This window comes from Pseudomonas sp. SG20056 (assembly GCF_031764535.1).
GTDB lineage: Bacteria > Pseudomonadota > Gammaproteobacteria > Pseudomonadales > Pseudomonadaceae > Aquipseudomonas.
The window spans coordinates 1,820,701-1,834,242 of the sequence record NZ_CP134499.1; the positions used below are offsets into that span (position 1 = coordinate 1,820,701).

Consider the following 13,542-nt stretch of genomic DNA (forward strand, 5'->3'; position numbering starts at 1 on the left):
TTGCCTGTGCATTAATCGTCGGAGATGCGCCATGAAAATCCACTACCGCCCGCTCTTGCTGGCGTTTGCCATTGCCTATGCCGTCCTTGCCGTGAGCAGTCTGCTGATTGCCATGAGCCTGGCGCAGAGCGCCATGCCATAGGCCATTGATCTGGCGACCGAGAATGCTGTCTGCCGCGCTGATCGAGCGCTGTGGCTTAGCTCACCTGGGCCCGTGTGCGGCGAAAGCTGTGGCGTGCTTATCCGTAATTGTTTTTGAGGACATTCCTATGAACAGGACTTCATCCATCGTTGATGGCATGGCTGCGTTGCGTTTTGCCGGCCTTTGCGCCGGGCTGCTGATGCTCAGCGCCTGCGCTTCACCGCCGCTGCCGCCGAGCCAGGCGTTGCAAGCTGCCGAGTCGGCGATCAGCAATGCCGAACAGGCCCGCGTGGCCGATTACGCCTCACCGGAGCTGGGTGTCGCTCGGGAAAAACTGACCGCCGCCAATATGGCTGTGCAGCGTGAGGAGATGCTGCTCGCCGAGCGCCTGGCAGACCAGTCGCGGGTAGAGGCCGAGCTGGCCCTGGCCAAGTCACAGGCGACCAAAGCCAAGGTAGTCAATGACGAAATGCAGAAAAGCACCAACAGCCTGAAACAGGAAATGCAACGCAACACGGGAGCTCAACAATGAACCTTGCTCATAACGCGAAGCACCTGCTGCTGGTCAGCGCAATCAGCCTTGCGCTGGCCGGCTGCGCCGCTAAACCGAGCATGCCGGAAGGCGCCGCCGATGTGCGCGGCAAGCTCACCCGCTTGCAAGCCGATCCACAGCTGAATACTCGCGCGCCTGTCGCGCTCAAGGCTGCTGAAGATGCGGTGATCGTTGCCGAGCAGCCGCGTAAGGATCAGGACGCAGAGCAGGCCTTGGGCCAGCATCTGGTGGTGATGGCTGACCGCAAAGTGGAAATCGCCACGGCGCTGGCGCAGACACGCTTCTACGAGGATCAGCGTAAAATCCTCAGCCAGCAGCGTGAAGGCGCGCGTCTGGATTCGCGCACCCTCGAGGCCGATCAGGCGCAGCTGCAGAACAGCCAGTTGCAGCAACAGATTGATGAGCTGAATGCCAAGCAAACCGAACGTGGTTTGGTCATGACCCTGGGTGATCTGCTATTCGCTACCGGGCGCTCGGAGTTGCGTGCAGGTACGGCCAATAACCTCGGCAAGCTGGCGATTTTTCTCGGCCAGCATCCTGAGCGCCAAGTACTGATTGAAGGGCATACCGATAACGTCGGCAGCGAAGAAATGAACCTCAGCCTGTCGCAACGTCGCGCCGACTCGGTGATGCATTACCTGACCTATCAGGGGGTTTCCCCAAGCCGCCTGGGTGCTTCGGGCAAGGGCGAGAGCATGCCAGTTGCCGGTAATGAGTCGGCTTCAGGTCGGCAGATGAACCGCCGAGTGGAAATCATCATCAGCCATGACATGGCATCACAACGCTGATGCCATGTTCTGACCTGCAGCCTTTGTAGGTCAGCTAAGCGCAGGTCGGAGCCCTTCCGACCTGCACGGCCTTACACCTCTGTCTGGCGGCTTTTTCGGGCGATTAGGCGAACTGCACCGGGCAGCGCTCCGGGCCTTCCAGCTTGCGAATTTCGTCGATCACTTGTGGCCGTGCGTGGTGCAACACCAGATGCCGCTGCTGGCTGTGCAGGCGGCGTGCTTCCTGGTGCAGCATGGTGACGCCGGCGTAGTCGATAAAGTTGATATGCCGCGCGTCGATCATTACCCACGCTGCACCGCTGCGTTGCAGGCGTTGCTGCAGGTAATGACAGGCACCGAAGAAGATCGAACCTTCTATACACAGCCATTCCTGCTCGCCGTCCTGCCACTGGCGCACGCGCGGCTGTGAAGTGCGCTTGAGGTAGACGATCAGTGAGGCCAGTACGCCGGCGTAGATGGCGCTTTGCAGCTCCAGCACCAGGGTCGCCAGCACGGTCAGCAGCATCACCAGAAACTCACTGTGGCTCACGCGCCTCAGGGCCTTGACGGCGGTGAGGTCGAACAGTCCCCAGCAGATCAGCAGAATGCTCGCCGCCATGGCGGGAATCGGCACATAGGCAAACAGGCGGCTGCCATACAGGGCGAACAACGCCACCAGCAGGGCAGAGAACACCCCGGCCATGGGCGAGCAGGCACCGGCTTGCTGGTTGAGCGCTGAGCGGGTGAAGGAGCCGGCCGACAGCGAACCGCTAAACCAGGGGCCAAGGATATTCGACAGGCCCTGGGCGCGGACTTCCTGATTGGCATCGAACAGTTGCTGGGATTTATCTGCCAGGGCGCGGGCAATCGACAGGCTGGTGACCAGACCGAGCAATCCGCAGGCCACGGCCGCAGGCAGCAGTTGCAGGATGTGGCTGAGGTTGAAATCCAGCAGGGCGAAGGGCGGCAGGCTACCTTCGAAACGGCTGACCAGTGCGACGTGCTCAAGCTGCTCAGGCCAGGCCATAACCAGCAGGCTGGCGGCCACAATCCCAATAAGCAAGGCTGGCGCACGTGGCCACAAACGCCTGCTTATCAGGCTGATGCTCAGGGTGAACACTGCTACGCCCAGGGTGCGCCAGTCACTCTCGGCCAGGTGCTCGCCGAGGTTGAGCAGGCTTGTGAGCGCGGTGGCCTGGCTGGTAACCGTCAGGCCGAGCAGGTTGGGCAACTGGCCGATGCCGATCACCAGTGCCGCGCCCAGGGTGAAGCCGAGTACCACCGAATGCGAGACGAAATTCACCAGCGCGCCGAAGCGCAGCAAGCCGAGCAGCCATTGGCATACACCAGCTAACAGGGTCAGCAGCAGAATCAGGGCAATAAAGTGGTCGCTGCCTGGTGTCGCCATCGGGCTGACACTGCTGAACAACACGATGGAGATCGCGGCGGTGGGGCCGCAGATCAGAAAACTGGAGGAACCCCACAGGCAGGCGATCAGCACCGGCACGATGGCCGCGTACAAGCCGTATTGCGGCGGCAGCCCGGCGATCAGGGCGTAGGCGATGGATTGCGGCAGCGCCAGGATGGCGCCGTTGAGCCCCACCAGCAGGTCTTTACCGAGGCTGCGTTTGCTGCAATGCGGCAGCCAGCGCAGAAAGGGCAACAGGGACTGAAGGCGGAGCAATGGCATGCGTGGGCTTCTTGTGCGGACGATGGACAAGGCCGCTGCACAGCAGCGGCCCGTCTACTTTAGGGAATCAAGCCGGCCGGTTCAAAGCTTGGCGTTAACTGCGGCCAGGCCATCACCGCCAGCGCGGCTGGTTACACCTTCGAGCCAGCCGGCAACCACCGCTGGGTTGGCCTTGAGCCACGCCTTGATTGCCTCATCGTTGCTGGCTTGCTTGCTCAGCACTTTATCCATGATGGCGTTCTCCATTTCCTGGGTGAATTTCAGGTTGCTCAGCAGCTTGCCGACATTCGGGCACTGCGCGGCATAGCCTTTGCGGGCCAGGGTGTTGACGCTGCCGCTGGCACCGAAGTACTTCTCGCCGCCCTTGAGGTAGCGCATGTCGTATTGCACGTTCATCGGGTGCGGGGTCCAGCCCAGGAACACCACAAATTGCTCGCGCTTCACTGCGCGGCCAACCTGCACCAACATGGCCTGTTCACTGGATTCGACCAGGCTCCAGTCCTTGAGACCGAATTCGTCGGCGGCGATCATCTTCTGGATGGATTCGTTGGCCGGTGCGCCGGAACCGATGCCATAGATCTTGCGGCTGAACTTGTCGGCATGCTGATCGAGGTCAGCAAAGGTTTTCACCCCAGCCTCATAGGCGTAGGTAGGCACGGCCAGGGTGTACTCGGTGCCGCTGAGGTTTTCCACCAGTTGCTCGACTTCACCGCTGCTGACGAACTTGTCGTAGTTGCTCTGCTGCGCCGGCATCCAGTTACCGAGGAACACATCCACCTGACCTTTCTGCAGCCCGGCGAAAATGATCGGCACGGCCAGGGTCTGCGGCTGCGCCTTGTAGCCCAGACCGTCGAGCAGGAAGCTGGCGATGCCATTGGTCACGGCAATATCACTCCAACCCGGATCACCGAGTTTCACCGTGGCGCAACTGGCGTCTTCGGCGAAGGTGTAGCTGCTGGCGGCCAGTAACAGGCCGCCGATAAGTGCTGTGCGAAGTGTGTGCATGGCAATGTCCTCTTGAATTATTAGTTTTGGATCAACGCGGCAGTGGCTTGCAATCAGGGTTGCGGAAAACGGGCGCGACGTTCGAGGTCGTCGAGATCAATGTGGTTGCGCATGTACTGTTGGCTGGCATCGACCATTGGCTGATGGTCCCAGCTGGTCAGGTGCCCCTGGGTCAGGGCGCTGGCAACAAAACGCCGGCGACGCTGGCTGGCCAGAGTGGCCTGATGAATCGCCTGCATGTCCCAGCGCGCCTGGGCCTGGTTGATAAAGTCAGCCAGCCGGCTTTGGTGCTCGGCGGACTCTGCCAGGTTTTCGCGCTCTTGCGGGTCGTGGCGCAGGTTGAACAGCAGCAGGGGGTCGTGTTCTGAATAGATAAATTTCCACTCGCCCTGGCGGATCATCATCAGCGGGCTGATGCTGCCTTCGGCCATGTATTCGCCAATCACTTCATCATGCCCCAGGCGACCTTCGAGGTGCGCCAGCAGCGAGCGGCCGTCCAGCGGCAGGTCGGCTTGCAGCGTGCCGCCGGCCAGTTCCACCAGAGTCGGCAGTAGGTCCATGGTCGAGACGTTCTGGCTTACCCGGCGCGCGGCGAATTGCTTGGGTGCATGCACCAGCAGCGGCACGCGGGCGGCCATTTCAAACCAGTGCATCTTGTACCAGAGGCCACGCTCGCCAAGCATGTCGCCGTGGTCGCCGGAGAACACGATGATGGTGTTGTCGCTCAGGTTGCACTCCTTGAGGGTTTTCAGCAGCTTGCCGATATTGCTGTCGATATAGCTGCAGGCACCGAAGTAGGCGCGGCGGGCGTCCTTGATCTTCTGCTCGGGCAGCGGCTTGTCCCACAGATCGATAACTCTCATCAGGCGTTTCGAGTGTGGGTCTTGCTCATTCTGCGCAATGGTGTGGCGCGGCAGTGGGATGTCCTCATCGCGGTAGAGGTCCCAGAACTCGCTCGGGATGGTGTAGGGGTCATGCGGGTGAGTCATCGACACGGTCAGGCAGAAGGGTTGCTCGCCATCGCCGCGCACGTGGTCATAGAGGTACTGCTGGGCCTTGAATACCACCTCCTCATCGAAATCCAGCTGGTTGGTGCGCACGCACGGCCCGGCCTGCAGCACCGAGGACATGTTGTGGTACCAGCTGGCGCGCATGTCCGGCTCATCCCAGTTCACCGCCCAGCCGTAGTCGGCGGGGTAGATGTCGCTGGTCAGGCGTTCTTCATAGCCATGCAGTTGGTCCGGGCCGCAGAAATGCATCTTGCCCGACAGCGCGGTGCGATAGCCCAGGCGGCGCAGGTAATGGGCATAAGTCGGTACATCGGCGGGGAAGTCGGCGGCGTTGTCGTAAGCGCCGATCTTCGAGGGCAATTGGCCGCTGACCAAGGTGAAGCGCGACGGCGCGCAGAGCGGGCTGTTGCAGTAGGCCGCATCGAACACCACAGCTTCGGCGGCCAGGCGCATCAGGTTGGGCATCTGGATCGGTGAGGCGGCATCGTGCAGCGGCAGAATCGGCGCGGCCATCTGATCGGCCATGATAAAGAGGATGTTCGGTCGTTTCATGGCAGCCGGTATTCCATATAAAATATTTATGCGAGAGTGCTGGCTTGATCATCCAGCTAACAAAAATCCTGGTAAACCTGTTGTCAGTACATGCATTGGATAACCTGAGCTTATGTTTAAAAGCATCGATGGCGTGTCGCTGGATGTGCTGCGGGTGTTCGAATCCGCCGCGCGTCAGCTGAGCTTTACCGCCGCAGCCAGCGAGCTGGGCACCAGCCAGCCGGCGATCAGTCAGCAGATCAAACGCCTGGAGCAGCAGCTGGCCACGCGTCTGTTTGATCGGGTCTACCGCGGCATTGTCCTCACTGATGCCGGCGAGCTGTTGCTGCGCTATGTGCAGGACGGCCTGCAGAGCCTGGATGCCGGTCTGCAGGCCGTAACTGCGCAACAGCAGCATGAGGTGCTGCAGGTGGCCACCGACTTTGCCTTTGCCGCCTACTGGCTGATGCCGCGCTTGCAGCGTTTCCACCAGCTTCATCCGGAGGTGGATGTCAGCCTGATTACCAGCGAGCGTGATCAGGGCGCGCTGCCGGCGGAGATCGATGTGGCGATCAACTTCGGCGATGGCCGCTTCAAGCACGCCGAGGCGCAGCTGCTATTTCGCGAAGAGGTGTTCCCGGTGTGCAGCCCGCAACTGCTCAAGGGGCAAACGTTGCCTTTGCCACCGGCTGCGCTGGCCAGCTTGCCGCTGCTGCATCTGCGCCCGGAAAACCGTTCGCGCTGGTTCGATTGGGCGGGACTGTTTCGCGCTTTTGGCCTGCAGCAAACCCCCAGCCCAGGCAGTCTGCGTTTCGACAACTACACGCTGCTGATTCAGGCGGCCATCGCCGGGCAGGGCGTGGCCATCGGCTGGCGGCATCTGGTCGATGAACTGCTGACGCAGAACCTGTTGTGCCGCGTGGGCGATGAAGTCGCGCATTCGGAACTGGGTTACTACCTGGTGCTGCCCGAGCGTAAACGCCGCCAGCGTTTGACTCAGGTGTTTGTCGATTGGCTGCAAGCCGAACTGGCCAAGGGGCCAGGCGTTTAACCGCCGAGCTGGTTCAGGCGCTGTTTGGTTTGCTGCAGCAACTGACGCAGGCTAGCCAGCTGCTGCGGATCGGCATCGCCAAGTAACTGTTCAACGCCCTGCTGAATAGCCGTCAGGGGCGCAACGCTGCCCGTCAGGTTGAGGTGCTGGCTGAGGATTTCCTCACCGCTGCTGACCAGCAGGGCGAAGTGGATGACGTTCTCCAGCTCGCGGGTATTGCCCGGCCAGCTGTGGGCCTCTAGGCGCTGCTGTGCGGCATCGCTGATGACTGGCAGCGGCAGACTCAGGCGCTGGGCGTAGATGCCGAGGAAGTATTCCGCCATGGGCAGAATATCGCCGATGCGTTCACGCAGTGGCGGCAGGTCAAGGCGGCCGTCGCTGAGATAACCGTATAGCCGCTCATTGAATTTGCCAGCTGCCACGGCCTGAGCCAGGTCGATGCTGGTTGCAGCCAGCAGCCTGACATCTGCCTGGCTCGGCTGGCTGGCGCCGACCCGCAGCACTTCACCGGTTTCCAGGGCGCTAAGCAGTTCAGCTTGTAGTGGCAGCGGCAGGTCGCCGATTTCATCCAGATACAGGGTGCCGTTGTTGGCTGAACCAAACCAGCCGGCCCGGCTGCTGGCGCTGCCTTGATAGGCGCCGGCGACATAGCCGAACAGCTCGGCCTGAGCATGCTGGCTGCTTAGGCCGCTGCAGCTGAGTGCAACAAACAGTCCTGGCCGTTCACTGGCGCGGTGGATATGCCGCGCTAACAACTCTTTACCGGTACCGGTTTCACCTTCGATCAGCAGGGGCAAGGGTTGTGTGGCAAGCAGCTCGACCTGATCGCGCAGCTGCCGGGAACGTGGATCGATAAACACCAGCGCCTTGGCGCGGATGCTTAGCGGGCTTTTCTCTGCATCGGGAAAGGTCAGCAGCGGCTGGCCACTGAAATGGTTCTGGCTCATCAATGAGTCTCCAGCCCGCTCGGGCTAGGAGCGGGCAGGTTGCTTGATCTAGAAAGGGCCAGCGGGCTTCAGGCGCGGCGGCGGTCGGCTTGTTCGATCCGGCTCTGCAGGCGATAGAGGTAGGCGAAACCTTGCTCCCAACGCTGATGCCCCGACTTCACATTGATATGCCCAGCGCCGCTGAGAATCGCCACATCACTGCCCCAGTGATGGGCCAGCTTAATAGCCCGCTTAGCACTCGCAGCGGTGTCGTTGTCCGAGCCCACCAACTGGCTGGGGAAGGGCAGTGAGTGCTGGGGAATCGGGGCAAAGTTCTGCAGCGCTGGTGGGCAGTTAGCTCGTTCCACATCGGCAGGGGCGACCAGGAGCGCGGCCCTCACCCGGCGCAGCGATTCCAGCGGTGCCTGCGCGGCCCAATGCGCCACGGTGATGCAGCCCAGGCTATGGGCAATCAGGATGGTCGGGCGTGGGTCGCTGGCGATGCTGCGCTGCAGTTCGGCGACCCAGTCTTCACGCTTGGGGTTTAGCCAGTCGGCCTGTTCTACCCGGGCGCTGTTCGGCAGGCTGCGCTGCCAGTGACTCTGCCAATGCTCGTCGGCCGATCCTTGCCAGCCCGGCACTATCAGGTAACGGATAGTTTGGTTGCGCATCGTGCGCCCTCCTGCAGATGTGAATGGCTGCAGTGTAGGGAGGACTGATGAATAGCAAAAAGAATAAGAACTTATTTGCTTATTCCTGAAATATCATTTCTTTGCGCGAGAAGGTCATGAATTGGTATATGCAAAAAAAGTATATAAATGTTCTTAAATAATATTTTTAAGAATATCAGCGGCTCTCTACTATCCGCTCCACGCCCACTGACCACGACCCGTTTTCGTCGCTCGCAGTGGAGCTATTTCAAGGAGCACTACCATGACCGCAACCCTAAAAAACCTTGAAGGTCAGGACGACGCCAGCATCCTGCGCGAGATCCAGGCTGCGCTGAATGGCCTGAAGTTCGGCTCGGTGGAAATCACCGTGCACAACGGCCAGGTCGTGCAGATCGAACGCAAGGAAAAGTTTCGTCTGCCAGCCCCAAGCAACAAGATCAACTAAAACCAGCGACGCCACCAGCAGCAAGGCCCGACCGGACCACCGGAGGGCGTGCAATGAAAAGAGTCGAGCCCATGCGCACCGCGCCGTATAGCCGCGGCAGATCGCGAGAGCAGTCGACCCATTGAACGCCAACCCCGTATTTGTCCCAGTAGGAGCCGCACCATGTCCATTCGCCGTTTTGCCTTTGCCGCCCTCGCCAGCGCACTGACTATTGCCGGGGCCGCAGGCCCGGTTGCCGCCGCTGAAACCCTGCTCAACGTGTCCTACGACCCGACCCGCGAGCTGTACAGTGAATTCAACGCCGCGTTCAACAAGCACTGGCAAGCCCAGGGCAATGAAGCCATTACCATCCAGCAGTCCCACGGTGGCTCGGGCAAGCAGGCCCGTGCGGTAATCGATGGCCTGCGTGCTGACGTGGTAACCCTGGCCCTGGCCGGTGATATCGATGAGCTGTACAAGCTCGGCAAGCTGATCCCCGAGAACTGGCAGGAGCGCCTGCCGCAATCGAGCACGCCCTACACCTCGACCATTGTGTTTCTGGTGCGCAAGGGCAACCCGCAAGGCATCAAAGACTGGGATGACCTGGTCAAACCGGGCGTGGACGTGATCACCCCGAACCCGAAAACTTCCGGCGGTGCGCGCTGGAACTTCCTTGCGGCCTGGGCTTATGCCCAGCAGAAATACGGTAGCGAAGCCAAGGCGCAAGAGTTTGTTGGCCAGCTCTACAAGAACGTGCCGGTACTCGACACCGGTGCCCGTGGTTCGACCATCACTTTTGTTAACAACCAGATCGGCGACGTGCTGCTGGCCTGGGAAAACGAAGCCTTCCTGGCATTGAAGGAAGAGGGCGGCGACAACTTCGAGATCGTTGCTCCGTCGCTGTCGATCCTGGCTGAGCCGCCGGTGGCTGTAGTCGATGTAAACGTCGACAAGAAAGGCACGCGCAACGTGGCTGAGGCCTACCTCAACTACCTGTACAGCGATGAAGGTCAGCGCCTGGCGGCCAAGCACTTCTACCGTCCGCGTAACCAGGCCGTCGCCGCCGAGTTCGCCAAGCAGTTCCCGGCGCTGACGCTGGTGACCATCGACAAGGACTTCAACGGTTGGAAAACCGCACAGCCGAAGTTCTTCAATGACGGTGGGGTGTTCGACCAGATCTATCAGGCGCAGTGAGCTCGAAGAGCGAACGTAGGATGGGTTGAGGCGCGCAGCGCCGATACCCATCGCCGCGCGTCATGGGTATCGCTGCGCTCGACCCATCCTACGACTCTCACCAGGTCATGACTTCGTTGCATAACCAGCCAAGGACAGACAATGTCTCGTCGTACTTCCCCGGTCATACCCGGCTTCGGGCTGACGCTGGGTTACACCCTGGTGTATCTCAGCCTGTTGGTGCTGATTCCTCTGGGTGCCATGTTCGTTCACGCAGCCCAACTCACCTGGGCTGAATTCTGGGCGATCATTTCCGCACCGCGGGTACTGGCAGCGCTCAAGCTGAGCTTTGCCACTGCCTTCGCGGCCGCCGTAATCAACGGCATTATCGGCACGCTGCTGGCCTGGGCACTGGTGCGATACAGCTTCCCGGGACGCAAGGTCATCGAAGCGATGATCGACTTGCCATTCGCCCTGCCCACCGCCGTGGCCGGTATTGCCCTCACCGCGTTGTATGCGCCTAGCGGCCTGGTTGGTCAGTTCGCCACCGATCTGGGCTTCAAGATTACCTACACACCTATCGGTATCACTCTGGCGCTGACATTTGTAACCCTGCCGTTTGTGGTGCGCACCATTCAGCCTGTGTTGGCTGATATCCCCCGTGAGGTCGAAGAAGCGGCCGCCTGCCTCGGCGCCAAGCCGTGGCAGGTGTTCCGCCATGTGCTGCTGCCAGCGCTGTTACCGGCCTGGCTGACTGGTTTCTCCCTGGCCTTTGCTCGTGGTGTCGGTGAGTACGGTTCGGTGATCTTTATCGCCGGCAACATGCCGATGAAAACCGAGATTCTGCCGCTGCTGATCATGGTCAAACTCGACCAGTATGACTACACCGGCGCCACGGCTATTGGCGTGTTGATGCTGGTGGTCTCCTTCATTCTGCTGCTGCTGATTAACCTGCTGCAGCGCCAGATCGCCAAGTCCTGAGGAGGTCGCCATGTCTTCTGTAACCCTAAGCGCGTCAGCCTCGGCCAACGCCGCACGACGCGGTAATGTGCTCGGTCGCAGGCTGCTGATCATCAGCGCCTGGCTGGTGTTTGTGCTGTTCCTCGTGTTGCCGCTGTTTATCGTGCTGAGTGAGGCGTTAAAGCACGGTTTTGGCACCTTCTTCGGCGCGATCTTCGAACCTGACGCGATTAGTGCGTTGAAGCTGACCCTGCTCGCGGTGGGCATTTCGGTGCCGCTCAACTTGGTGTTCGGCGTGGCCGCAGCCTGGTGCGTGAGCAAGTATGAGTTTCGCGGTAAGAGCATTCTGGTCACCCTGATCGACCTGCCGTTCTCGGTATCGCCCGTAATCGCTGGTCTGATCTACGTGCTGCTGTTCGGCGCCCAGGGCTTCTTCGGCCCGTGGCTGCGCGAGCACGATATTCAGATCATCTTCGCCTTGCCGGGCATCGTCCTGGCCACGGTGTTTGTCACCGTGCCCTTTGTTGCCCGCGAGCTGATCCCGCTGATGCAGGAGCAGGGCACCCAGGAAGAGGAGGCCGCGCGCCTGCTCGGCGCCAACGGCTGGCAGATGTTCTGGCACGTGACCCTGCCCAATATCAAATGGGGCCTGATCTACGGCGTGGTGCTGTGTACTGCGCGGGCCATGGGCGAGTTCGGCGCGGTGTCGGTGGTTTCCGGGCATATCCGTGGTTACACCAATACGCTGCCGCTGCATGTCGAGATTCTCTACAACGAATACAACCACGTTGCTGCCTTCAGCGTCGCCAGCCTGCTGCTGTTGCTGGCGGTGTTTATCCTGCTGCTCAAGCAGTGGAGCGAGTCACGTATCAACCGCCTGAAAGCCAGTGCTGGCGAGGAATAAGTCATGTCGATTGCAATCTCTAACGTCAGCAAGAATTTCAATGCGTTCAAAGCGCTGAACGATATCAACCTGAATATCCAGAGTGGCGAACTGGTCGCTTTGCTCGGCCCGTCTGGCTGCGGCAAGACCACTTTGCTGCGCATCATCGCCGGTCTGGAAACCCCAGACAGCGGCAGCATCGAGTTCCACGGCGAAGATGTCTCCAACCACGATGTGCGCGACCGTAACGTCGGCTTCGTGTTTCAGCATTACGCCTTATTCCGTCATATGACCGTGTTCGACAACGTTGCCTTCGGCCTGCGCATGAAGCCCAAGGGTGAGCGGCCGAACGAGAACGTGATCAAGAAAAAGGTCCACGATCTGCTCGATCTGGTGCAGCTCGACTGGCTGGCGGATCGCTACCCGGAACAGCTTTCCGGCGGCCAACGTCAACGTATCGCTCTTGCTCGCGCGTTGGCGGTGGAGCCGAAAGTACTGTTGCTCGACGAACCCTTCGGCGCCCTGGATGCCAAGGTGCGCAAGGAGCTGCGTCGCTGGCTGGCGCGTCTGCACGAAGAAGTGCACCTGACCTCGGTATTCGTCACCCACGACCAGGAAGAGGCCATGGAGGTGGCTGACCGTATCGTGGTGATGAACAAGGGTGTGGTCGAGCAGATCGGCTCGCCGGGCGAGGTATACGAGAAACCGGCCAGCGATTTCGTCTATCACTTCCTCGGTGATGCCAACCGCCTGTACGTCGGCAACGACACCCACGTGCTGTTCCGTCCGCACGAGATTCATCTTTCGCGCCAGGCCGAAGCAGGTCACCAGGCCGGCGAAGTACGCGACATCCGCCCGCTCGGCGCAATCACCCGGGTGACCCTCAAAGTTGCCGGGCAGAGCGAGCCGATCGAAGCCGAAGTGGCCAAGGATCACCTCAGCCTGGCCAACCTCGCGCGTGGTGAGACGCTGTACTTCAAACCCAAGGCGGGGCAGCCAGTAATTCAGCAGCGCTGAGAGCCTACATATGATCTGCTGCGCGTCGGCCCTGCTGCGTTAAAAACAGGCTCAGAATGCTCATGTACAAAAGTACACTCCGCTTCCTCGCCTGTTTTTGCCTTGCCGGACTCTAGCTCGCGAGATCGTAAGTAGGCTCTAGATAAATAAACAAGGAGCGCAATGCGCTCCTTGTTGGTTTTCGCGGCAAGTTATTTGCGCTGCCATTTGCCTTCAAGCTGGATGTATTGTCCCGCCGGGGTCTTGTCGATAGCTTTCTGCCCGGCAATCGCTTCCACATCGCTGAGCTGGATGCCGTTCTGCGCCGCCAGCTTCTGGTATTCGGCGCGCCGCGCCTGGTTGATCAACTGGGCGATTTCGGCGGCCTGGCCACCGTTACTTACCACGCCGAGATAGCCATTGGGCATTTCGCCCAATTGGCCGCTGGCTTTGGCGTCACCCAAGGCGGACATGGCTTCGTTAAGGTTCAGGGCTACGGCCGGCAGGCTTAGGCTGAGCAGCAGTAACAGGCCGGCAAGGCGCTTATAGATATTCATGTTCGGGCTCCTTAGAACAATCCGCTGGATTCGCTGAACATGCTGTCCAGGGCTTTATCCACCTTGATATAGATTTCGTGCTCGATCTTCACATTGAGGTTGATGTTGATCGGCTCATTGGGCATCGCCAGCTGTACGGTCGGGGTGCAGGCCGTGCTGAGCAGCCCTAGTAGCAGGACGGCGAAACAACTACGCAAGCGCAT

Annotated in this window: 15 protein-coding genes; 8 read left to right on the forward strand and 7 right to left on the reverse strand. The window is 60.4% G+C overall.

Annotated elements, in window-relative coordinates:
- Positions 1-269 precede the first annotated feature (269 nt).
- Positions 270-674 carry a DUF4398 domain-containing protein gene (locus tag RHP75_RS08805; RefSeq protein ID WP_241693772.1) on the forward strand — a complete coding sequence of 135 codons (405 nt, stop codon included), beginning with the start codon at positions 270-272 and terminating at the stop codon, positions 672-674.
- Positions 671-1,483 (forward strand): OmpA family protein, encoded by an 813-nt coding sequence (locus RHP75_RS08810; RefSeq protein ID WP_311091450.1) that lies wholly within the window; start codon positions 671-673, stop codon positions 1,481-1,483. The genes RHP75_RS08805 and RHP75_RS08810 overlap by 4 nt, the downstream gene beginning before the upstream one ends.
- Positions 1,484-1,586: 103 nt before the next feature.
- On the opposite strand, the gene RHP75_RS08815 is transcribed toward RHP75_RS08810, so the two are convergent.
- The 3 genes from RHP75_RS08815 to betC form a co-directional block, all read right to left on the reverse strand.
- Positions 1,587-3,152, reverse strand: coding sequence for a SulP family inorganic anion transporter (locus RHP75_RS08815; RefSeq protein ID WP_311091452.1), 1,566 nt, complete (start codon positions 3,150-3,152; stop codon positions 1,587-1,589).
- 81 nt (positions 3,153-3,233) lie between these two features.
- Positions 3,234-4,157: a choline ABC transporter substrate-binding protein gene (choX, locus tag RHP75_RS08820; protein ID WP_311091454.1), complete on the reverse strand. Its 924-nt coding sequence runs from the start codon at positions 4,155-4,157 to the stop codon at positions 3,234-3,236.
- Between the two features lie 53 nt (positions 4,158-4,210).
- Entirely contained in the window at positions 4,211-5,719 is a 1,509-nt protein-coding gene (betC, locus tag RHP75_RS08825) for a choline-sulfatase (RefSeq protein WP_311091456.1), read from the reverse strand.
- Positions 5,720-5,831: 112 nt separating this feature from the next.
- Between betC and RHP75_RS08830 the strand changes: the two genes are divergently transcribed.
- Positions 5,832-6,749, forward strand: coding sequence for a choline sulfate utilization transcriptional regulator (locus tag RHP75_RS08830; protein ID WP_311091457.1), 918 nt, complete (start codon positions 5,832-5,834; stop codon positions 6,747-6,749).
- On the opposite strand, the gene RHP75_RS08835 is transcribed toward RHP75_RS08830, so the two are convergent.
- Both RHP75_RS08835 and RHP75_RS08840 read right to left on the reverse strand, forming a co-directional pair.
- Positions 6,746-7,696: a sigma-54-dependent transcriptional regulator gene (locus RHP75_RS08835; protein WP_311091458.1), complete on the reverse strand. Its 951-nt coding sequence runs from the start codon at positions 7,694-7,696 to the stop codon at positions 6,746-6,748. The two genes, RHP75_RS08830 and RHP75_RS08835, sit on opposite strands and share 4 nt — an antisense overlap.
- Positions 7,697-7,764: 68 nt before the next feature.
- On the reverse strand, positions 7,765-8,346 hold the full coding sequence (locus RHP75_RS08840) for an alpha/beta hydrolase (protein WP_311091460.1): 582 nt from the start codon (positions 8,344-8,346) through the stop codon (positions 7,765-7,767).
- 262 nt (positions 8,347-8,608) lie between these two features.
- Here RHP75_RS08840 and oscA point away from each other — a divergent pair, with 262 nt between their 5' ends.
- From oscA to RHP75_RS08865, 5 genes are all read left to right on the forward strand, one after another.
- Positions 8,609-8,791: a sulfur starvation response protein OscA gene (gene oscA / locus RHP75_RS08845; protein WP_311091462.1), complete on the forward strand. Its 183-nt coding sequence runs from the start codon at positions 8,609-8,611 to the stop codon at positions 8,789-8,791.
- Between the two features lie 162 nt (positions 8,792-8,953).
- Positions 8,954-9,964, forward strand: coding sequence for a sulfate ABC transporter substrate-binding protein (locus RHP75_RS08850; protein ID WP_311091463.1), 1,011 nt, complete (start codon positions 8,954-8,956; stop codon positions 9,962-9,964).
- A gap of 141 nt (positions 9,965-10,105) precedes the next feature.
- Positions 10,106-10,924 carry a sulfate ABC transporter permease subunit CysT gene (gene cysT / locus RHP75_RS08855; RefSeq protein WP_311091465.1) on the forward strand — a complete coding sequence of 273 codons (819 nt, stop codon included), beginning with the start codon at positions 10,106-10,108 and terminating at the stop codon, positions 10,922-10,924.
- A 10-nt stretch (positions 10,925-10,934) separates the two neighbouring features.
- A complete protein-coding gene (cysW, locus tag RHP75_RS08860) occupies positions 10,935-11,807 on the forward strand; it encodes a sulfate ABC transporter permease subunit CysW (RefSeq protein ID WP_090252919.1) in 873 nt (290 codons plus the stop codon).
- A 3-nt stretch (positions 11,808-11,810) separates the two neighbouring features.
- Positions 11,811-12,803, forward strand: coding sequence for a sulfate ABC transporter ATP-binding protein (locus RHP75_RS08865; protein WP_311091467.1), 993 nt, complete (start codon positions 11,811-11,813; stop codon positions 12,801-12,803).
- 191 nt (positions 12,804-12,994) lie between these two features.
- On the opposite strand, the gene RHP75_RS08870 is transcribed toward RHP75_RS08865, so the two are convergent.
- Both RHP75_RS08870 and RHP75_RS08875 read right to left on the reverse strand, forming a co-directional pair.
- Entirely contained in the window at positions 12,995-13,339 is a 345-nt protein-coding gene (locus tag RHP75_RS08870; protein ID WP_311091468.1) for a YdbL family protein, read from the reverse strand.
- Positions 13,340-13,350: 11 nt separating this feature from the next.
- Positions 13,351-13,542, reverse strand: coding sequence for a YnbE family lipoprotein (locus RHP75_RS08875; protein ID WP_090252927.1), 192 nt, complete (start codon positions 13,540-13,542; stop codon positions 13,351-13,353).

What these genes read in the sequence shown, in the direction of transcription:
- RHP75_RS08810 (WP_311091450.1), top strand. Translation starts at nt 671, where the DNA reads ATGAACCTTGCTCATAACGCGAAGCACCTGCTGCTGGTCAGCGCAATC.
- choX (WP_311091454.1), bottom strand. Translation starts at nt 4,157, where the DNA reads ATGCACACACTTCGCACAGCACTTATCGGCGGCCTGTTACTGGCCGCC.
- RHP75_RS08850 (WP_311091463.1), top strand. Translation starts at nt 8,954, where the DNA reads ATGTCCATTCGCCGTTTTGCCTTTGCCGCCCTCGCCAGCGCACTGACT.
- RHP75_RS08875 (WP_090252927.1), bottom strand. Translation starts at nt 13,542, where the DNA reads ATGCGCTTGCGTAGTTGTTTCGCCGTCCTGCTACTAGGGCTGCTCAGC.
- cysW (WP_090252919.1), top strand. Translation starts at nt 10,935, where the DNA reads ATGTCTTCTGTAACCCTAAGCGCGTCAGCCTCGGCCAACGCCGCACGA.
- RHP75_RS08805 (WP_241693772.1), top strand. Translation starts at nt 270, where the DNA reads ATGAACAGGACTTCATCCATCGTTGATGGCATGGCTGCGTTGCGTTTT.
- oscA (WP_311091462.1), top strand. Translation starts at nt 8,609, where the DNA reads ATGACCGCAACCCTAAAAAACCTTGAAGGTCAGGACGACGCCAGCATC.
- cysT (WP_311091465.1), top strand. Translation starts at nt 10,106, where the DNA reads ATGTCTCGTCGTACTTCCCCGGTCATACCCGGCTTCGGGCTGACGCTG.
- RHP75_RS08835 (WP_311091458.1), bottom strand. Translation starts at nt 7,696, where the DNA reads ATGAGCCAGAACCATTTCAGTGGCCAGCCGCTGCTGACCTTTCCCGAT.
- RHP75_RS08815 (WP_311091452.1), bottom strand. Translation starts at nt 3,152, where the DNA reads ATGCCATTGCTCCGCCTTCAGTCCCTGTTGCCCTTTCTGCGCTGGCTG.
- RHP75_RS08870 (WP_311091468.1), bottom strand. Translation starts at nt 13,339, where the DNA reads ATGAATATCTATAAGCGCCTTGCCGGCCTGTTACTGCTGCTCAGCCTA.
- RHP75_RS08865 (WP_311091467.1), top strand. Translation starts at nt 11,811, where the DNA reads ATGTCGATTGCAATCTCTAACGTCAGCAAGAATTTCAATGCGTTCAAA.
- RHP75_RS08830 (WP_311091457.1), top strand. Translation starts at nt 5,832, where the DNA reads ATGTTTAAAAGCATCGATGGCGTGTCGCTGGATGTGCTGCGGGTGTTC.
- betC (WP_311091456.1), bottom strand. Translation starts at nt 5,719, where the DNA reads ATGAAACGACCGAACATCCTCTTTATCATGGCCGATCAGATGGCCGCG.
- RHP75_RS08840 (WP_311091460.1), bottom strand. Translation starts at nt 8,346, where the DNA reads ATGCGCAACCAAACTATCCGTTACCTGATAGTGCCGGGCTGGCAAGGA.